We start from the raw sequence: 17,957 nt of genomic DNA, 5'->3' as shown, positions 1-17,957 counted from the left end.
AAGTGAAATATAAAACGGAAAAATAGCTCTTAAGCCCGGATTTAAGCCAAGAAGGTTAATAGAAAAAGTTAATACCAGCCAACGGCAACTTGGGCTTCTTCGGACATGCGATCGGGCGTCCATGGCGGATCAAATGTCATTGTGACCTCAACATGGGAAATTCCTTCAATCGAAGCGACTGCATTTTCAACCCATCCCGGCATCTCACCTGCAACAGGACACCCTGGCGCCGTCAGCGTCATTTCAATCTTGACGCTGCGATCATCTTCAATATCGATCCGATATATCAAACCAAGCTCATAGATATCAGCCGGAATTTCAGGATCATAGATAGTTTTGAGCGCTGCAATAATGTCATCCGTCAAACGGTCAAGCTCTGCTGGCGGTATAGATGATGTGATCGGGATTGGTTTTTGTGCAGTTTCATCAGTCATTAAAAAAAGACCTTGCAGCTTTGAGAGCATCAACCAATTGGTCAATATCCTGCCGGTTATTATACATGGCAAGCGAAGCGCGGCAAGTTGATGTCACACCAAAACGTTTGAGTAAAGGTTGCGCACAATGAGTACCTGCTCTAACAGCAACGCCCTGTCGATCGATAAACATCGATATATCATGGGCATGAATGTTTTTCAGTTCAAACGAAATAATGCCCCCCTTGCCTTTAGCCTGTCCAAAAATGCGTAAATCAGGAACTTCGGCTAGTCTGGCATGCGCATAAGATGTCAACGCTCCTTCATGGGTAGCAATGGCCTTGCGCCCTATTTTTTCCATAAATTCCAAGGCGGCACCAAGTCCGACTGCCTCGACAATCGGCGGTGTACCGGCTTCAAAGCGATGCGGTGGATGATTATAGGTAACGGTTTCTTCCGTGACATTGTCGATCATTTCACCGCCACCTTGAAAAGGTTGCATTTCTTCAAGGCGCTGTTTTTTGCCATAAAGAACGCCAATGCCTGTTGGGCCATAAACTTTATGACCTGTGAAGGCATACCAGTCACAATCAAGAGCTTGAACGTCAACATCAAGATGCACAGCCCCCTGTGCACCATCGATGAGAACGGGAATATCATATTCATGTGCCAGATCGATCATTTCTTTAACCGGCGGCACAGTACCAAGCATATTCGACATATGGGTAATGGCAACAAGACGTGTTTTCGGCGACAAGGCTTTTTGAAAATCTTCTATATGGAGTTCGCCCTGATCGTCTACCGGAACAAAAACAAGTTTTGCACCCAAACGCTCACGCAAAAAATGCCATGGCACAATATTGGAATGATGCTCCATAATGGTGAGAATGATTTCATCCCCTGCCTTTATACGAGACATAGCCCAACCATAGGCAACTGTATTAATCGCTTCAGTTACATTTTTTGTGAATACAATCTCATTGGGTGCATTTGCATTTAAAAAATGACGCGTTATTTCCCTCGCCTTTTCATAAGCATCCGTTGCGCTATTGGAAAGAAAATGAAGACCGCGATGAACGTTGGCATAGCCATCACGATACATCTGCATCATTGTATCAATCACACAGGATGGTTTTTGCGCCGAAGCACCATTATCAAGATATGCGAGCCTTTTGCCATAAACTTTACGTTCCAGAATAGGAAAATGTTGCCGGATCAACTCGACATCAAATTCTGTATCTTTTGCAGGCATCTCCATAAGCATATCCTAGATATGTGTGTGTAACCAAGTATCGACATAATTGTTGAGAATATGACGTAATTCCTCATTCTCTATTTCGTACAACTGTTCCGACACAAAAGCACGGACAAGAAGACCTCGTGCCAAAGCGTCCGGAATGCCGCGCGCTTTGAGATAAAATAGATGATCATGATCGATTTCAGTAACCGTTGCACCATGACCGCATGCGACATCATCAGCAAAAATTTCAAGTTCAGGTTTTGCGTCAAACTCTGCTTCATCCGATAGAATAAGGCTATTACATGCCATGCGTGCATCGGTTTTTTGTGCTGCTTGTGCAACACGGATCATCCCTTGGAAAGCTCCACGAGCATGATCACTCACCACATTGCGTATAATTTCTGTTGACGTTGACGCCTCATCCACATGCTTGACGGTCATGGTAATGTCAGTATGACTTTTACCGCCCAATAAATTGATAACGCGCAACTGGAAGTCAGACTCCCTACCACGCAACTCAACCTCAATCTCTTGGCGACTTAATACGGACGAAAGATTGATAATATATAGATTAAGTTTGGACTGTTTTTCCAACACGGCACTAAATTTGGAAAACTGCGTAGCATCAAAACCGCGATCGCGTATTAAAACCCAATTGACTTCGCTGTTATCAGCGATCTCAAGTGAGGATACAGAACTGACAAAAGCTGATTCATTTGTGCCAGTTTGACGTTCGATAATCCAGATACCGCTATTCTGTCCGACATTCACCCTGTTAAAGCTGTGGCTTTGGCCACTATTCTGGATGTTTTGTAATTCAATTATCGGCTCTTTTTCAAGATTGGCATTAATATCAATCAGCCAGCCATCACCGGAAAAAGATGTATTAAGTTGGCCAATGAAGTCATTCGGCTCGACAGGTAAGGGCAAAGTAAAACCATCGCCATCAAGTGCTTGTGCCAAAGACTGAGCCTTGCCAAACAACAACTGTGGCACAGTGCCAGCTTTACCATTATTGATTTCAAAAACAGGGGTCTGCGCCAAAAGAGGCAATAAAGTCTCTTTTTTTGTGTCCTGTCCGTATTGCTCAACCGTTTTCAATAAAGTCTTCAAATCGGTATAATGCCAGCTTTCAATGCGTCGAGATGGTAAACCAGACGATTCAAATTGTTTCAAAGCCCTTTCCCGCTGCTTCAAAACAGATTCTCCCCCAGGAAGGCTACTGGCAATTTGTTTAAAATTTTCAACAATGGCGCCTTCTGCTGGCGTCAGATATTTTTGGTTCTGTAAACCCATCTCTCTCGCCCTTATACTGCTGCACCTATAACATCTGCATATCCATTTTCTTCGAGATGAACAGCAAGCTTTTTATCACCACTCTTGATAATACGTCCTTGATATAGAACATGGACCGTATCGGGAACAATATAATCCAATAGCCGTTGATAGTGCGTAATCACAAGAAACGAACGCTTGTCAGAGCGCAATGCATTGACACCATCAGCAACGATTTTCAACGCATCAATATCAAGACCTGAATCGGTCTCATCAAGGACGCAAAGATTGGGTTCCAGCAATGCCATCTGTAAAATTTCGGCGCGTTTTTTTTCTCCGCCGGAAAAACCGACATTGAGTGGACGCTTCAGCATATCTATATTCATTTCAAGGTGTTTAGCGCTTTCCTTGACACGTTTGAGAAAATCAGGAATCTTCAATTCCGCTTCACCTCGTGCCTTACGCTGTGCATTCATCGCAACTTTCAAAAATTCCATTGTGGCAACGCCGGGTATTTCCATTGGATACTGGAAAGCCAAAAACACACCCGTTGCCGCACGTTCAGCAGGATCCATTTCCAATAAGGACTGGCCGTTATAAAGGATATCGCCATCGGTTACCTCATAATCATCCCGACCAGCAATAATATATGATAATGTCGACTTGCCCGAGCCATTTGGCCCCATAATGGCCGCAACTTCACCATCAGCCACAGTCAGATCCAAACCGCGAATGATCTCGGTCTCGGTATCCGCAATCTTTGCATGAAGATTTTTAATTTCTAACATAACTATTTCCTTGTCTGGCAGCTGATTATAAAGCGCCTTTGATAGAGTAAATTAACCGACACTGCCTTCAAGGCTGATGCCGATAAGCTTTTGTGCCTCAACGGCAAATTCCATTGGCAGTTCCTGAATAACCTCTTTGACAAAGCCATTGACGATAAGCGCAATGGCTTCTTCTTCAGGAATGCCGCGTTGCATAACGTAAAAAAGTTGATCTTCTGATATTTTCGAAGTCGTTGCTTCATGCTCAAATTGTGCCGTTGCATTTTTGGCTTCAATATAAGGAACTGTATGGGCCCCACAATCATTGCCGATTAGCAAACTGTCGCATTGGGTAAAATTACGTGCATTACTGGCTTTTTTATAGGCTGTTACTTGGCCTCGATAGGTATTATTGGAAAAGCCAGCGGAAATGCCTTTTGAAATAATGCGGCTCGATGTATTTTTTCCCAAATGGATCATCTTTGTGCCGGAATCAATCTGCTGATAGCCGTTCGACACAGCAATGGAATAGAATTCACCGCGCGAATTATCACCACGTAAAAGGCAGGATGGATATTTCCATGTAATAGCCGAACCAGTTTCAACCTGTGTCCATGAAATCTTGGAATTATTACCACGACAATCACCGCGTTTGGTCACAAAGTTATAAATACCACCTTTGCCATCCTTATCCCCTGGATACCAATTCTGTACTGTCGAATATTTAATTTCGGCATCATCCATGGCGATCAACTCAACCACAGCGGCATGTAGCTGGTTTTCATCACGTTGTGGCGCTGTACAACCTTCCAGATAAGAAACGTAAGCGCCCTTTTCGGCAATAATAAGTGTACGTTCAAACTGGCCTGTATTGCGCTCATTAATACGGAAGTAAGTCGAAAGCTCCATCGGACAACGCACACCTTCAGGTACGTAGACAAATGAACCGTCTGTAAAAACGGCTGCATTCAAGGCTGCATAGAAGTTATCCGCGGCCGGCACAACAGAACCCATATACTTTTTTATAAGTTCTGGATGCTCGCGGATAGCTTCTGAAATCGAACAGAAGATAACCCCTGCCCGTGCTAATTCTTCCTTGAAGGTTGTGACTACTGAGACTGAATCAAATACAGCATCAACGGCAACACGACCGGATGCATAAATATTGTCATCAAGTTCTGACGGCTCCTGTTGTTTTCTCACGCCAGCCAATATTTCCTGCTCTTTCAGAGGAATACCCAGCTTTTCATAGGTTGTAAGCAGTTCAGGATCAACTTCATCAAGTGACTTCGGTCCTGATTGATTTTTAGGAGCAGCGTAATAATACAGATCCTGAAAATCCACCTTGGGATATTGCAGTCTGGCCCAATTAGGCTCATCCATTTGCTGCCAGCGTTCAAAAGCTTGTAAACGCAATTCCAGCATCCAATTAGGTTCATTTTTCTTATGAGAAATAAAACGAATAATATCTTCGTTTAGTCCTTTAGGTGCTCTATCGGTCTCGATATGCGTTTCAAAACCATACTTATATTGGTCAACGTCAATTTCCTTGACTTGACGTATTGTTTCCTGCACGGCGGGCATGGGCATTCTCCATCTGGCCGGATCAAAAACCGGCAGTTGCAGCCTGAAATCTTCAACCTATTTCGGCTTGAAAGGATTTCAAATCGAATTTAAAGGTAAGAAAATCAAACTTCAACATAAAACATGAGATTCTTAGTCAAGCTTCTTTGATAGTTCTTTAAAACTATTCTAAACTAGATTTCAAGACAGGATTTTATCTATTTGTGTTTTTCCGGCTCAATATCTCTTGTGTTGCCGCTAGAAACAGGCCAATTTCCTTAATGCTCGTTGATTTTCCGGTCGAAACACGAATAGCACCGTCTCCTTCTATCCCCATGGCATGCAAAACATGACTTTGCCCGATTTTACCCGAAGAGCATGCTGAACCAGCCGAGATAGCAAATCCAGCTAGATCATAAGCAATCTGTAATGTTTCCGCCTTAATACCGGGGATAGTAAAAAATGTCGTATTGGGCAAGCGAGGCGCCCCCTCACCAATGATGATAATATTATTAGCAAGCTGCCGTAAGCCCTGCTCAAGATGATGTCGCAGATGGGCACAATGAGAAGAATAAACTTCAAAATTCGTACGGGCTTCCTCGGCAGCCGCACCAAATGCAATGATTGATGAAAGTGCCTGCGTACCGCCTCGGAAGCCTTTTTCTTGTCCACCAGCTATCTGTATTGGCTGGGGCCGCATTATATTTCCATTCGCGATCAACGCACCGACACCTTTAGGGCCACCGATTTTATGGGCGGAAAGAAAAAAGAAATCTCCACCCAATTCTTCAATATCTAGAAGATTTTTGCCGACAAATTGTACAGCGTCAACGACCAGCATACCGCCCGCATCTTTTACAATTGCTGCGATCTGTTTTAATGGTTGAATAACACCACTTTCATTATTGGCAGCTTGAATCGCAACAAGAGGCACACCAAAGCTACGATCATGTCCGTCTAATAATTGTTGTAGTTTCGAACAGTTGATGATGCCATTTGGCGCAACAGGAACAACAATCCTATCTTCAGCTTTAAATTGTCCGCCTGATGCAACACAAGGATGTTCAGTGGCACCAAAATAAAGCTTGGATACACGCACCGGTGAACGCCCCAATTGATAGGATGGACTAAGCAACATTAGCGCTGCTTCGCTGGCGCCAGATGTAAAAATGACATTATCTGGAGATGCATGAATTAGCCCGGCGACTTGGCTGCGGGCTTTTTCCAATGCATTTTTTGCTACGCGCCCTTCGGTATGGATTGACGACGGATTGCCATAAAGATCAAGATTATCAATAATCGCCTGCCGAGCAGCTCTGCATAGAGGTGAAGTTGAATTGTAGTCAAGATAACAGCGCGTTACAGGCAAAATATCTTCCTTTTACAAAATAAATCAAACTTTCCCTTTTAATTCGGGCGTAATTTTCTTGAAAATAGATTATAGAACAGCCTATTAACACATCTGAAAAAAGAAAAGCCTTTTCTTTAAAGGCTATCCGAAATTATCGCAGTCTATATCTGCACTATATGGAGTAATTGATGCCTGAAGTTATTTTTAATGGTCCAAGCGGACGTCTCGAAGGCCGTTATCAACCTTCCTTAGAAAAGAATGCACCGATTGCTATCATTCTCCACCCCCATCCACAATTTGGCGGAACAATGAACAATCGTATTGTCTACGATCTTTTCTACATGTTCCAGCAACGTGGCTTTACGACTTTGCGTTTTAATTTTCGTGGCATCGGCCGTTCACAAGGTGAATTCGACCACGGTGCCGGTGAATTATCAGATGCTGCTGCTGCCCTTGACTGGGTACAAGCTCTTCACCCCGATTCAAAAACCTGCTGGGTCGCCGGTTATTCATTCGGCGCATGGATCGGCATGCAACTTTTGATGCGTCGTCCGGAAATTGAAGGCTTTATATCCGTTGCGCCTCAACCAAATACTTATGATTTTTCATTTCTGGCCCCCTGCCCGTCATCGGGCCTAATTATCCATGGTGATCAGGATAAAGTTGCACCAGCCAAAGATATCCAAGGGCTGGTCGACAAGCTAAAAACACAAAAAGGCATCACAATCACCCAAAAAACAATTGAAGGTGCCAATCATTTCTTTAGCGGTCACGTTGAAGAGCTGATCGGTGACTGTTCAGAATATCTTGACCGCCGTATGGCGGGGGAACTTGCCGAACCCCGCATGAAACGGCTACGCTAAAGATAAAAAGGCCTAATGATTACAGAGAACACCACCGGTTAATGGCTGCGGACAGCCGGTGGTTTCAGGATAAGTTATCGCCAATCCTAAAAAAGAGCGTACTGCTAGAAAAGCCCAAGCCTCGGCCTCCATAAAATCTTCATTCAGTCCTAATTGCGATGCGAGCCTGACATGGCCACAAGACGGTGAAAACAACTGCTGTAAGTTGCAAATAATGGCTGCGTTATGGCTGCCACCACCACTGAGAATTACCGTCATTGGCCAAGAGGGCAGCTGGGCACAACTGTCAAAAATCATTTTAGCCGTAATATATGACAATGTTGCAGCGCCATCTTCAAGGCTTACATTGCTATCTTCCAATGGCGGAAAATCTCGCCAATCAAGACTTTTTTGATGCTTTTTCATATCCAGATAACGTTGCACAATATCGTTATCGATTTGGCCTTGCATAGCGGTTCTACCACCCAGATCAAAAGCCTTTTGTACACAACGCTCCATCCATTGATCGATAAGAACATTGCCCGGGCCACAATCAAAAGCAACAAGACTTTGCTTTTGATCAACATAGGTTAGATTGGATATCCCACCAATATTGACAAAAACAACAGGAAACGACAATTGGTCAGCCAATTTCAATGCTAAAGCATGGTGGTAGGCCGGTACAAGTGGCGCACCTTGTCCGCCATGCTTTACGTCATTGGCTCGCATGTCATAGATCACATCGATTGCACAATCTTTTGCAAGCTTCCTTCCATCACCCAATTGTACTGTCAGCCCTTGATTTGGCCTATGCAAAATAGTTTGTCCATGAAAACCAATGATATCTATATCCGAAGGCTTCATGCCTGTTTTATCCAATATCAATTTAACGGCCTTGCTATGTCTTTCTGTGATCTCCCATTCAACCTGTTTAAGGCGTCCCGGTCTTTCCTGACGTTTGCTGACTGTTTCTGCATCGATTAGTGCAGTCTTTAATCGTGCTCGAAAATCTTTTTCATATGGAATACTCAAATGGTCGATAACTTCGATTCGTTTCAAACCGTCTGTACGTATCATCGCAGCATCAATACCATCCATTGAGGTACCGCTCATCAGACCAATTGCTATTTTTGACAATACCATATGAGATTCCTTGTTATTGATACGCAATCTATGATAAAGCCCGCCATCAAGAAAAGCAGTTTTCTATGTTGAACGCAGTTTTATGAGGGAGCCTAATCGATGGCTGGTTTTAAGTCTGATTTTCTTCGTATCATGCAAGAACGGGGATTTATTCATCAAATCTCTGACGAGCAAGGCCTGGACGAACTATTCAGCAAAGAAAAAGTTACAGCTTATATCGGATTTGATCCAACTGCTTCCAGTCTGCATGTCGGACATATGATGCAGATCATGATGCTATACTGGATGCAGCAGACCGGACATCGCCCTATCGCCCTTATGGGCGGCGGCACCGGTATGATCGGCGACCCTTCCTTTAAGGATGAAGCACGCAAGCTTATGACTGTTGAAACTATCGAACAGAATATTGCAGGTATTAAAAAGGTCTTTTCACGTTACATCAAATTTGATGATGGTGAACAGGATGCCATTATGGCTAATAATGCGGATTGGTTGCGCAACTTAAACTATCTTGAATTCCTGCGTGATGTTGGTCGCCATTTTTCAGTCAATCGTATGTTGTCATTTGATTCGGTTAAAACACGTCTGGATCGTGAACATTCACTGTCATTTCTCGAATTCAATTATATGATTTTGCAAGCCTATGACTTTGTAGAACTGAACAAACGTTATAATGCGCGCATGCAAATGGGTGGATCGGACCAATGGGGCAATATTATCAATGGTATTGATCTGGGCCACCGTATGGACTGTCCACAGCTTTATGCACTGACATCACCACTTTTAACAACGGCATCGGGTGTTAAAATGGGCAAAAGTCTTGGCGGCGCTGTATGGTTGAATGCCGAATTATTATCCGTTTATGACTTCTGGCAATATTGGCGTAATACTGAAGATGCCGATGTTATCCGCTTCATGAAACTTTATACAGCCTTGCCTTTGAGTGAAATCGCCCGTTTTGAAAAAGTTCAAGGTGCTGAACTCAATGATGTAAAAAAGCTTCTGGCAACCGAAATTACTGCTATGCTTCATGGGCAAGAGGCTGCAGAAGCTGCAGCTGAAACAGCAAGGAAAACCTTTGAAGAAGGTGCTTTAAGTACAGATCTTCCGACAATCGCTATTGAAATGGCAAAACTAAAAACCGGAGAAGGTATTCTATCTTTATTGGTTCAAGCCGGGCTTGCCAAATCCAATGGTGAAGCCCGTCGCCATGTCCAAGGTGGTGGTGTAAGGCTTAATGATGAACAGGTAAATGACGAAACCATCATGGTCACAGAAAGAGACTTAACCAATGATGGTGTCATCAAACTTTCATTCGGGCGTAAGAAACACGTTTTGATCCGTCCAGAATAAAGCAGCCTGCCTGTTATTTTTACCCGGCTCCTTATTGGAATTCAAAAATTGAGCGGAATATCCCTGGCGCAATCGCCGATATCGGATTGACCATAATTTGGGGTTGCTTGGTATTGCCTTCAATTTTGAAGGTAATGCCAATCAGGCCACGATCACGGCCATTACCCAGCACCTGTCCAAGTATTGGCAATTCACCGAATAACCTGTTGAGCCCATAAGCTGGCATAAATGTACCGGTAATCGACATATTGCTAGAGGCATCATAAAGTACCCCTTGGAATGTTGCGCCAACGGACGGGCCACGAACCACACCACGATCAAGCACCAAATAATTATTGCCCTTGCCTATTTTGGCATAAGCGACATCAAAATAGACTTTCGAACTATCAATTTTTCCGTTTACGGCTTCATTCAAACTCTTCCCAGTTTGTACTGGTCGAGTTGAAACAAGTTTTTCAAGCTTGGTTTCATTAATCACATTAAAATTTCGAATGCTGACAGGACCAGTCAATAGATCACCATTATTGCCACTCAATGTTGCCTTCAAAGTGCCGCCATATATCTTATCATAATAATCCATAAATCGCATGACAGCGCCGGCGTCACGGCTTTCTGCTTTTAATGTCTGGCTAGACGGACTATTACTCATCTGGACAGTGACGGGCTGTCCACTTGCCGTTAGTGCATTGACTTTCATTTGTGTATTTTTACTGGCTATATTGCTATAATTCATAGCCAGCTTATTAAGCTTTTCATTGTTAAAGCCTGTTACCGTATTGATATCGGCTTTCAATATGACGTCATTTCCATCATTAGACGGTGTTTTTCCGATCGACTTTATAAGCGAACGGACATCAAATGCATTACCTTTGGCTGTAACATTGAGTGTCTTATTTTGACGCTTGATATCCAGCGAAATATCATCCCCCTTATTAAGAGCTATTTTAGAAAAAATGGCACTATCAAGCTGACGTGCAATGATTTTTAGACTTCCATTAATATCAATTCCACTGCCATTTATCTTGAATTTCTCAACTTCAAAATGTTCAGCCTTGGCTACATTAGCGGGTAGATCAAATTCCGCAATTGCTGCTATCCCCTTACCTTTCGACCAGCCAATCCATGGAAAATTCAAAGTAATTTGAGTCAGATCCGCCTTGATATGGCGCTTACCCTTATCGTCACTGCCAACTTCAACCGGCAATGTTCCTGTCACTATATTGTCGAGGAAAGAAAAATGCTTTTTACGTGTATCATCATCCAGTTTTAAGACAAGTTTCTCACTTTTCTTCATTTCGGAAGAATTGTTGAAAGGCTGTACAATATCGACATCAGCAGGCAGATCATTCATCCTGCCAGAAGCGATGATATGAACGCCATCATTTGTGACATTGACTGTTCCATTTGCCGCAGCAACGCTTATGTCATTCATAGGTTTGGCCAAGGAAAAATTTTTGAAATTCATCGCCACATCATATGTAAAGGCCCCGCGTGGATTATCATGTGTAACCGGAAAACGGACCTTGACGCGAGCGTCTGTCTGCCCACTAACATCATCCACATTGAATGGCAAACGGCTACGTGCATTGATTGGCTGCATACCAATCAGTTGACCGGCTGACTGTAAATCGCCTTTGACATAGACTTCTGCCACCGAATAAACTGGGCGTTGCGGACCCCATGGAATCACAAGCATCCCATTTGAAAGCTCAAACTGGCGATTGTCCGGCATATATACAATACCTTTATCAAGCGTAATTGTCGTTGTTGTCCCTTGGATTTCTACTTTGCCGGCGGCATCGCGAATCGCTGGCAATTCACCAATAATATCGGATCGGATATCATTAAGTGCAGCACTGATCTTTATTTCTTTTTCGCTTAACGGTTCTGCCGGTATACCACTACGAAAATATCCTAATGGCAATGCAATCTCGATTGTGCCGTTTGATATTTCACCACCATAAACATGAGAAAGTACCCATCGACGCCCACCAGGTGCAACATTTACCGGCCAAAGTTGTTTTACATCCGCGCTTGATAATTTAGGCACATTTAAAACAAAAATAGTTTCAGGAGACCCCTGCCCAAATACCAAGGTCCCTCGTCCCAAGAGTTGCCCACTTGTTGTATTAAGCGTAATTTCATTGAACTCTATCCGTTTGTTTTCGGGATTGAGGTGTCCTGCTACTTTCAATGCAAAATGCGTGGCTTTTTCAGAGGATTCACTAGGTGCTGAACGCCCATCATTACCAACGATCTCGAACCGATATTCACCATATTCAGAAGAATCTTCCCCCTCGCTTGGCATTGCTCCCATCGCGCCATTAAAAGGAATACGAACACCAGCAACTTCGATCAGGGACGGCAATATTTCTATTTTGCCGCTCCCGACTACAAATTCTGCCTTCAGTCTTATATGAGCAGGCATATTCTGTTCTGTTCCAAGATCCATAAGTCCTCGTCCCAGATCAATACCAATGTCCATGCGCTGTAGATCACCCGAAGTGTCCCGTCGGGCTGAAAGATTAAAATTTGTTTGGCCTTTTAATTTGAAATGGCCATTATTAGTACGACCATTGGGTAAGAAAGGACTGACACCATCCGCAGCTCCAAGATGCAATGGAAAATTATTTATAGATGCCATCAAAGATACAGCTTTATTATCCTGATACTGTACCTGCATATTTATTGTCAGCGGTGAATCGTTCCATAAAACATCCCCCTCCACCTTGATTTCTTTGGATGAGCGATAACTGGACAAACGATCAATTCTTATATCCGTCTCACGATCCGTGGATTTTAAACGCATATCGACATCATCGAAGACAATACTGCGAATAGACTGGTTTTGTAGGCTCAAGAAAAAACGATCCAATGACTGAAAGGCAAGATTGCCAATGACAGCCATATCAACCTGTCCTGTAACTGTTTTTGGTAAATTAGCAAAAACATTGGAATCGCCGTTTGAACGATAACTCAGTCGGGATTGATGGAGCTCAACCTGATGGACTTCAACTCTACCGGTCAACAATGCCAAAGTTGAAAGTCCGAGTTTGATGGCGCCTATTTTCTCGACTTCCACAGGAGCTTTCAAATCATTGATTTTAACATCACTCGCTTCAAGTGCTATATGAAAATTGTCATCCAAAGATATCTGGGCATTCGATATTTTGATGGAAACAGTATTCTTGAGCTGACGATCCAAGGCAGCCTGCATTTGTCCAGTTAAAATTTCACCACTAATCCCCACCTTTAAAAGAAGAACAGCCAAAACAAACAGAGCCAGCAGTGAACAAAAAAGAATGGACAAGAAACGTCTCAATTTCCGCCGTTTTGGCTTATGTCGCCGAGTCTTAACCTGAATACCGCTGCTATCAGTTGCAGATGGATATGTTCCAAGTTTTTTGATCTCTTTTGACGAGAATCTTATTTTTTTATGGGGGCCAGTCACATCAACAACCGTTCATCTTTTAATTACGAATGACTTTACCACGTCATAACTTGCATTTCAGCTACTCAAAGGGCAAAGTCGACAGCCTTAAACAAGAAAAGAAAGGCGTTGATATGACACGTCCCGATATTGGAGATATGGCTCCCGATTTCAATCTACCTGCAAACGGCGGAAAAAATATAAAATTGTCAGATTTACGCGGTCATCCGGTGGTTCTTTATTTTTATCCAAAAGACGATACAAGCGGCTGTACGGTTGAAGCAAAGGATTTTACCCTGTTGCAAGAATCATTTCGTAAGCTCAATGTTTCGATTATCGGAATGTCACCTGACCCCATAAAAAAGCATGAAAAATTCATAGCAAAACATGAGCTTGATCTGTGCCTTGTTGCGGATGAAAACAAAGAAACACTCAATTCATATGGCGTGTGGGTTGAAAAAAGCATGTATGGCCGTAAATATATGGGCGTTGAACGAACAACCCTGCTTATTGATAGTCATGGCAAGATTGTTCAATGCTGGCGTAAAGTCTCTGTCCCCAATCATGCGGAGACCGTTTTAAAAGCCTGCCAAGCACTAGCTGAATCCTAAGGGTAAGGATTTGTTAAGAAATAAGACCTATTCTGTTAATGATTTAATGACGGAATAAGTCTTATGCGCCTTTTACAGACATCTTGTATTATTGCTTGTTTGACTACGATCAGCACCGCATTTGCGGCTGTTCCAAATAACAATAGCTTGATGATCGAAAAGCCAATTCACTCTACAGCGACCGTCGTAAAAGTCAGCCAACAACCTATGCCTCCTGTTGTTGTGGGCCATACAGATGTGGAAAAACCGCTTGATCTTTCTTCCGATATACACGTTGATCCGATTATTACAGGTCACCGCTTTTAATATATTTCTCTTTAATCAATATCCTCGACATCCGCTTTTGTGCCATGAACGCGCTGCGCAAGAGCTGCTTCCATAAAAGCATCAAGATCACCGTCAAGCACACGTGAGGGATCTGTATTTTCTACCCCTGTACGCAAATCCTTCACCAATTGATAAGGCTGCAAGACATAAGAGCGTATCTGATGCCCCCACCCGATATCTGTCTTGCTCGCCTCTACAGCATTCGCCTCTTCTTCACGCTTTTTCAGTTCTTCTTCATAAAGGCGCGCGCGCAACATTGACCATGCTGCTGCACGATTTTTATGCTGTGAACGCTCAGCCTGACATTGAACGACAATGCCTGTTTTTATGTGAGTGATACGTACGGCAGAATCTGTCGTATTGATATGCTGCCCCCCTGCGCCGGATGCACGATATGTATCAATGCGGACATCAGATTCTGATACATCGACTTCAATGTTGTCATCAATAACCGGATAGACCCAAATACTCGCAAAAGAAGTATGACGGCGAGCGTTTGAATCATAAGGTGAAATACGTACAAGACGATGGACGCCGGATTCCGTTTTAAGCATACCATAAGCATTATGGCCTTTAACAAGAATAGTCGCAGATTTAATGCCGGCTTCTTCTCCGTCATGGATTTCCATGATTTCGACCTTATTACCGTGTTTTTCTGCCCAGCGTGTATACATACGCAAAAGCATCGATGCCCAGTCCTGACTTTCGGTCCCACCAGCTCCTGCATGGACTTCCAAATAGGTATCATTGGCATCAGCTTCGCCAGAAAGCAGCATTTCAATCTGACGGCTGTCAATTTCTTCCTTGAGACCGCGAATGGCTTCTTCTGCATCCTTGACGATAGCTTGATCGCCTTCTTCTTCACCCATAGCGATCAGTTCTATACTATCATCCAATGTCTGGGTCAGGCGATTGATACCTTGAATTGATTCTTCAAGACGTTGACGTTCTCGCATCAATTCCTGCGCTTTGGCTGCATCATTCCAGAAATTTGGATCTTCGGCCTGACTATTAAGATAATCAAGACGCTTTAAAGACTGATCCCAGTCAAAGATGCCTCCTCAGCAGGCTTATCGCCTGCCTGATTTCATCTACCAAAGTTTCAATTTCTGCACGCATTTTTATATCTCTGCAAAGTCAAAATCTTGCCCTGTTATCTTGTGCGCGGAACATAGGTTTCCAACACCGTAATGTCAAAGCCTTAACAAGGGTTAACACGGAAAATTAAAACAAACCGCCAGAACCACTATTGATAGCGTCTTGGGCTCGCTGAGAAACAGGGGGCGTTGCGACACCTTCCTGAAAGGATTCTGTGCCACCAATTACTTGATAGACATCAGCAGGCCCTGTTCCTGGTTTGAAAGCTTCAACAATCACATTGGTATCACCCGGTTCAGCACGCATGCCCGTTGTCCGGTCAATTGATACTTGATGCATCCCCTCAGGCATTTTGAAAGCCACATCCGGCTGTCCAGCCATTGTCTTTTCCATAAACTCTCCAAATACCGGCAAAGGTAAAGAGCTACCAGTCGCGCCATAACCAAGATTATGAGGTTGGTCATAACCAATAAATACACCAACAACGATATTAGGTGTAAAACCGATGAACCACGTATCTCGTGAATCATTTGTCGTTCCAGTTTTACCGGCAATATGACGGTTAAGATAATTAAGGCGGGCAGCTGTACCACGCTTCACGACGCCTTCCATCATGGATGTGATCTGATAAGCTGTCATCGGATCAAGCACCTGATCACGGACATCAATCAATTCTGGCTCATTCTGGTTTTGCCATGAAGATACGTTGCAATCAGGACACTCACGCTGATCATGTCGATAAATAGTTTTACCATATCGATCTTGAATACGGTCAATCATTGAAGCTGTAATAGAACGCCCGCCATTGGCAATCACAGAATACGCAGTCACCATGCGCAATACCGTTGTCTCACCAGCACCAAGGGCCATAGGCAAATAGGGTTGCAATTTATCATAAATACCAAAACGTTCGGCATATTCAGCAACAATCGGCATCCCCAGATCATTGGCCAAACGCACAGTCATCAAATTGCGCGAATGTTCTATACCAGAACGCAATGTCGAAGGTCCCGCAAATTTGCCCCCGTAGTTTTTAGGTCTCCATACCTCGCCATTGGGCTGCCTGATTTCAACAGGGCCATCAAGAACAACAGATGCCGGCGTATAACCATTATCAAGCGCTGCTGCATAAACAAAAGGTTTAAATGATGAGCCAGGCTGCCTTTTTGCCTGTGTTGCACGATTAAACTCAGATTCTGCAAAAGAAAAACCGCCAACCATAGCTAGAACACGACCGGTTAAAGGCTCCATCGCAATAATAGCGCCTTGAACTTTTGGAGGCTGCCTTAGAAGGTAGGTATTGCTACCTTCTCCTTTTTTCTCGACGAAAACAACATCTCCAACTTGGAAAACACCTGTTGGATTTTTAGCCGTTGAACGATGTCCGCTTTTATCAATCAAACGATATGCCCATTTCATATCGTCAGCTGCTATGGTGCCAAATATACGTTCTTTTGAAAATAAGCCTGAAACTTCTTTTTTGGGTTGTAATCCAATATCGACTTTATCAGCACTTACATTAAGGACAACCGCCAGCTGCCATTCAGGCACATCGCTGAAACCGTTAATCTTGGAAAGAGTTACCCCCCAATCACCGGCTATATCAATATGATTGAAAGCACCGCGCCAACCATAGTTGCGATCATATTTCAACAAACCGTTTTGCAATGCACGACGCGCCGTAACTTGCAGCTTCGGATTGAGTGTCGTCCTGACAGATAATCCGCCCTCATAAAGAACTTTCGAACCATATTTATTAATTAACTGGCGTCGTACTTCTTCGGTAAAATAATCCGCTGCAAAAACGTAGGTATCATCGCCACGCAGAGTGACACCAAGCTGTTTTAATTTGGCTTTTGCACCATCTTCTTGTGTGACGTAACCATTCTCAACCATTCGATCTATGACCCAGTTACGGCGATCAAGAGCACGTTGCGTATGACGGAAAGGATCATAATTTGATGGCCCCTTCGGTAAAGAGGCGAGATAGGCGGCTTCCTCAATAGTCAGCTCATTAACCGATTTATTGAAATAGGTTAGCGCAGCCGCAGCAATACCATAGGCCCCGCGGCCCAGATAAATTTCATTCAGATAAAGCTCAAGTATCTTATCTTTTGAATAGGCTTTTTCGATACGGATCGAGAGAATTGCTTCCTTGACTTTACGCTGGAGTGTTGCATCCGACGTTAGAAGAAAATTCTTTGCAACCTGCTGCGTGATTGTAGAGGCCCCTTCAGGACGACGCCCCGATCCGAAATTGCGCACATTATTGACAATAGCACGTGCAAGCCCTTCAGGGTCCAACCCGTAATGCTTATAAAAGTTCTTATCTTCAGCAGAGATAAAGGCTTCCTTTACCTGATCAGGTACCGATTGGATTGGAATATAAAGACGTCTATTGGTTGCAAATTCAGCCATTAATCCGCCATCAGCCGCATGGATGCGGGTCATGACCGGTGGTTCATATTTTTCAAGAACTTCATAATCGGGAAGATTACGACTATTGTCCTGAGCGTGAGCCATAGAAGCCAGCGTAAGTAAAGC

The 17,957-nt window shown here is 43.5% G+C and carries 13 protein-coding genes and 1 pseudogene; 4 read left to right on the top strand and 10 right to left on the bottom strand.

The window, feature by feature from the left end:
* Nucleotides 1-68 precede the first annotated feature (68 nt).
* From ACYZ97_RS04460 to ACYZ97_RS04435, 6 genes are all read right to left on the bottom strand, one after another.
* Nucleotides 69-434 (bottom strand): SUF system Fe-S cluster assembly protein, encoded by a 366-nt coding sequence (locus tag ACYZ97_RS04460; RefSeq protein WP_473300272.1) that lies wholly within the window; start codon nt 432-434, stop codon nt 69-71.
* The gene (locus ACYZ97_RS04455; protein ID WP_473300271.1) at nt 427-1,671 is read right to left on the bottom strand and encodes a cysteine desulfurase; all 1,245 of its coding nucleotides are present in this window, start codon (nt 1,669-1,671) and stop codon (nt 427-429) included. The genes ACYZ97_RS04460 and ACYZ97_RS04455 overlap by 8 nt, the downstream gene beginning before the upstream one ends.
* A gap of 9 nt (nt 1,672-1,680) precedes the next feature.
* Nucleotides 1,681-2,949: a Fe-S cluster assembly protein SufD gene (gene sufD, locus ACYZ97_RS04450; RefSeq protein ID WP_473300270.1), complete on the bottom strand. Its 1,269-nt coding sequence runs from the start codon at nt 2,947-2,949 to the stop codon at nt 1,681-1,683.
* 11 nt (nt 2,950-2,960) lie between these two features.
* Nucleotides 2,961-3,716, bottom strand: coding sequence for a Fe-S cluster assembly ATPase SufC (sufC, locus tag ACYZ97_RS04445; protein ID WP_473300269.1), 756 nt, complete (start codon nt 3,714-3,716; stop codon nt 2,961-2,963).
* A 51-nt stretch (nt 3,717-3,767) separates the two neighbouring features.
* On the bottom strand, nt 3,768-5,279 hold the full coding sequence (sufB, locus tag ACYZ97_RS04440; protein ID WP_473300268.1) for a Fe-S cluster assembly protein SufB: 1,512 nt from the start codon (nt 5,277-5,279) through the stop codon (nt 3,768-3,770).
* A 193-nt stretch (nt 5,280-5,472) separates the two neighbouring features.
* A complete protein-coding gene (locus ACYZ97_RS04435) occupies nt 5,473-6,627 on the bottom strand; it encodes a cysteine desulfurase family protein (RefSeq protein ID WP_473300267.1) in 1,155 nt (384 codons plus the stop codon).
* Between the two features lie 170 nt (nt 6,628-6,797).
* On the opposite strand from ACYZ97_RS04435, the gene ACYZ97_RS04430 reads away from it, so the two are divergent.
* Nucleotides 6,798-7,472, top strand: a complete 675-nt coding sequence (locus ACYZ97_RS04430; protein ID WP_473300266.1) for an alpha/beta hydrolase — start codon at nt 6,798-6,800, stop codon at nt 7,470-7,472.
* A 12-nt stretch (nt 7,473-7,484) separates the two neighbouring features.
* Here the strand turns inward: ACYZ97_RS04430 and ACYZ97_RS04425 are convergent, their stop codons facing one another.
* Nucleotides 7,485-8,594, bottom strand: coding sequence for an anhydro-N-acetylmuramic acid kinase (locus ACYZ97_RS04425; protein ID WP_473300265.1), 1,110 nt, complete (start codon nt 8,592-8,594; stop codon nt 7,485-7,487).
* 99 nt (nt 8,595-8,693) lie between these two features.
* Here ACYZ97_RS04425 and tyrS point away from each other — a divergent pair, with 99 nt between their 5' ends.
* Nucleotides 8,694-9,947 carry a tyrosine--tRNA ligase gene (tyrS, locus tag ACYZ97_RS04420; RefSeq protein WP_473300264.1) on the top strand — a complete coding sequence of 418 codons (1,254 nt, stop codon included), beginning with the start codon at nt 8,694-8,696 and terminating at the stop codon, nt 9,945-9,947.
* A 31-nt stretch (nt 9,948-9,978) separates the two neighbouring features.
* On the opposite strand, the gene ACYZ97_RS04415 is transcribed toward tyrS, so the two are convergent.
* Complete coding sequence (locus ACYZ97_RS04415; RefSeq protein ID WP_473300263.1) at nt 9,979-13,257, bottom strand: DUF3971 domain-containing protein; 3,279 nt, start codon at nt 13,255-13,257, stop codon at nt 9,979-9,981.
* Nucleotides 13,258-13,511: 254 nt separating this feature from the next.
* Between ACYZ97_RS04415 and ACYZ97_RS04410 the strand changes: the two genes are divergently transcribed.
* Nucleotides 13,512-13,988 (top strand): peroxiredoxin, encoded by a 477-nt coding sequence (locus ACYZ97_RS04410; RefSeq protein ID WP_473300262.1) that lies wholly within the window; start codon nt 13,512-13,514, stop codon nt 13,986-13,988.
* Between the two features lie 63 nt (nt 13,989-14,051).
* Nucleotides 14,052-14,294, top strand: coding sequence for a hypothetical protein (locus tag ACYZ97_RS04405; protein ID WP_473300261.1), 243 nt, complete (start codon nt 14,052-14,054; stop codon nt 14,292-14,294).
* Nucleotides 14,295-14,305: 11 nt separating this feature from the next.
* On the opposite strand, the gene prfB is transcribed toward ACYZ97_RS04405, so the two are convergent.
* Nucleotides 14,306-15,434, bottom strand: a protein-coding gene (prfB, locus tag ACYZ97_RS04400) for a peptide chain release factor 2 (protein ID WP_473300260.1) whose coding sequence is annotated in 2 segments (ribosomal slippage) — nt 14,306-15,364 and nt 15,366-15,434 — 1,128 coding nt in all. Because the reading frame shifts where the segments join, the coding sequence is not laid out codon by codon here.
* Nucleotides 15,435-15,539: 105 nt separating this feature from the next.
* Nucleotides 15,540-17,906 (bottom strand): annotated as a pseudogene (locus tag ACYZ97_RS04395) (penicillin-binding protein 1A); the annotation flags it as partial.
* Nucleotides 17,907-17,957 lie beyond the last annotated feature (51 nt).

This window comes from Bartonella sp. bp_1 (assembly GCF_055808085.1).
This window is presented reverse-complemented; position numbering and strand designations above follow the sequence as displayed.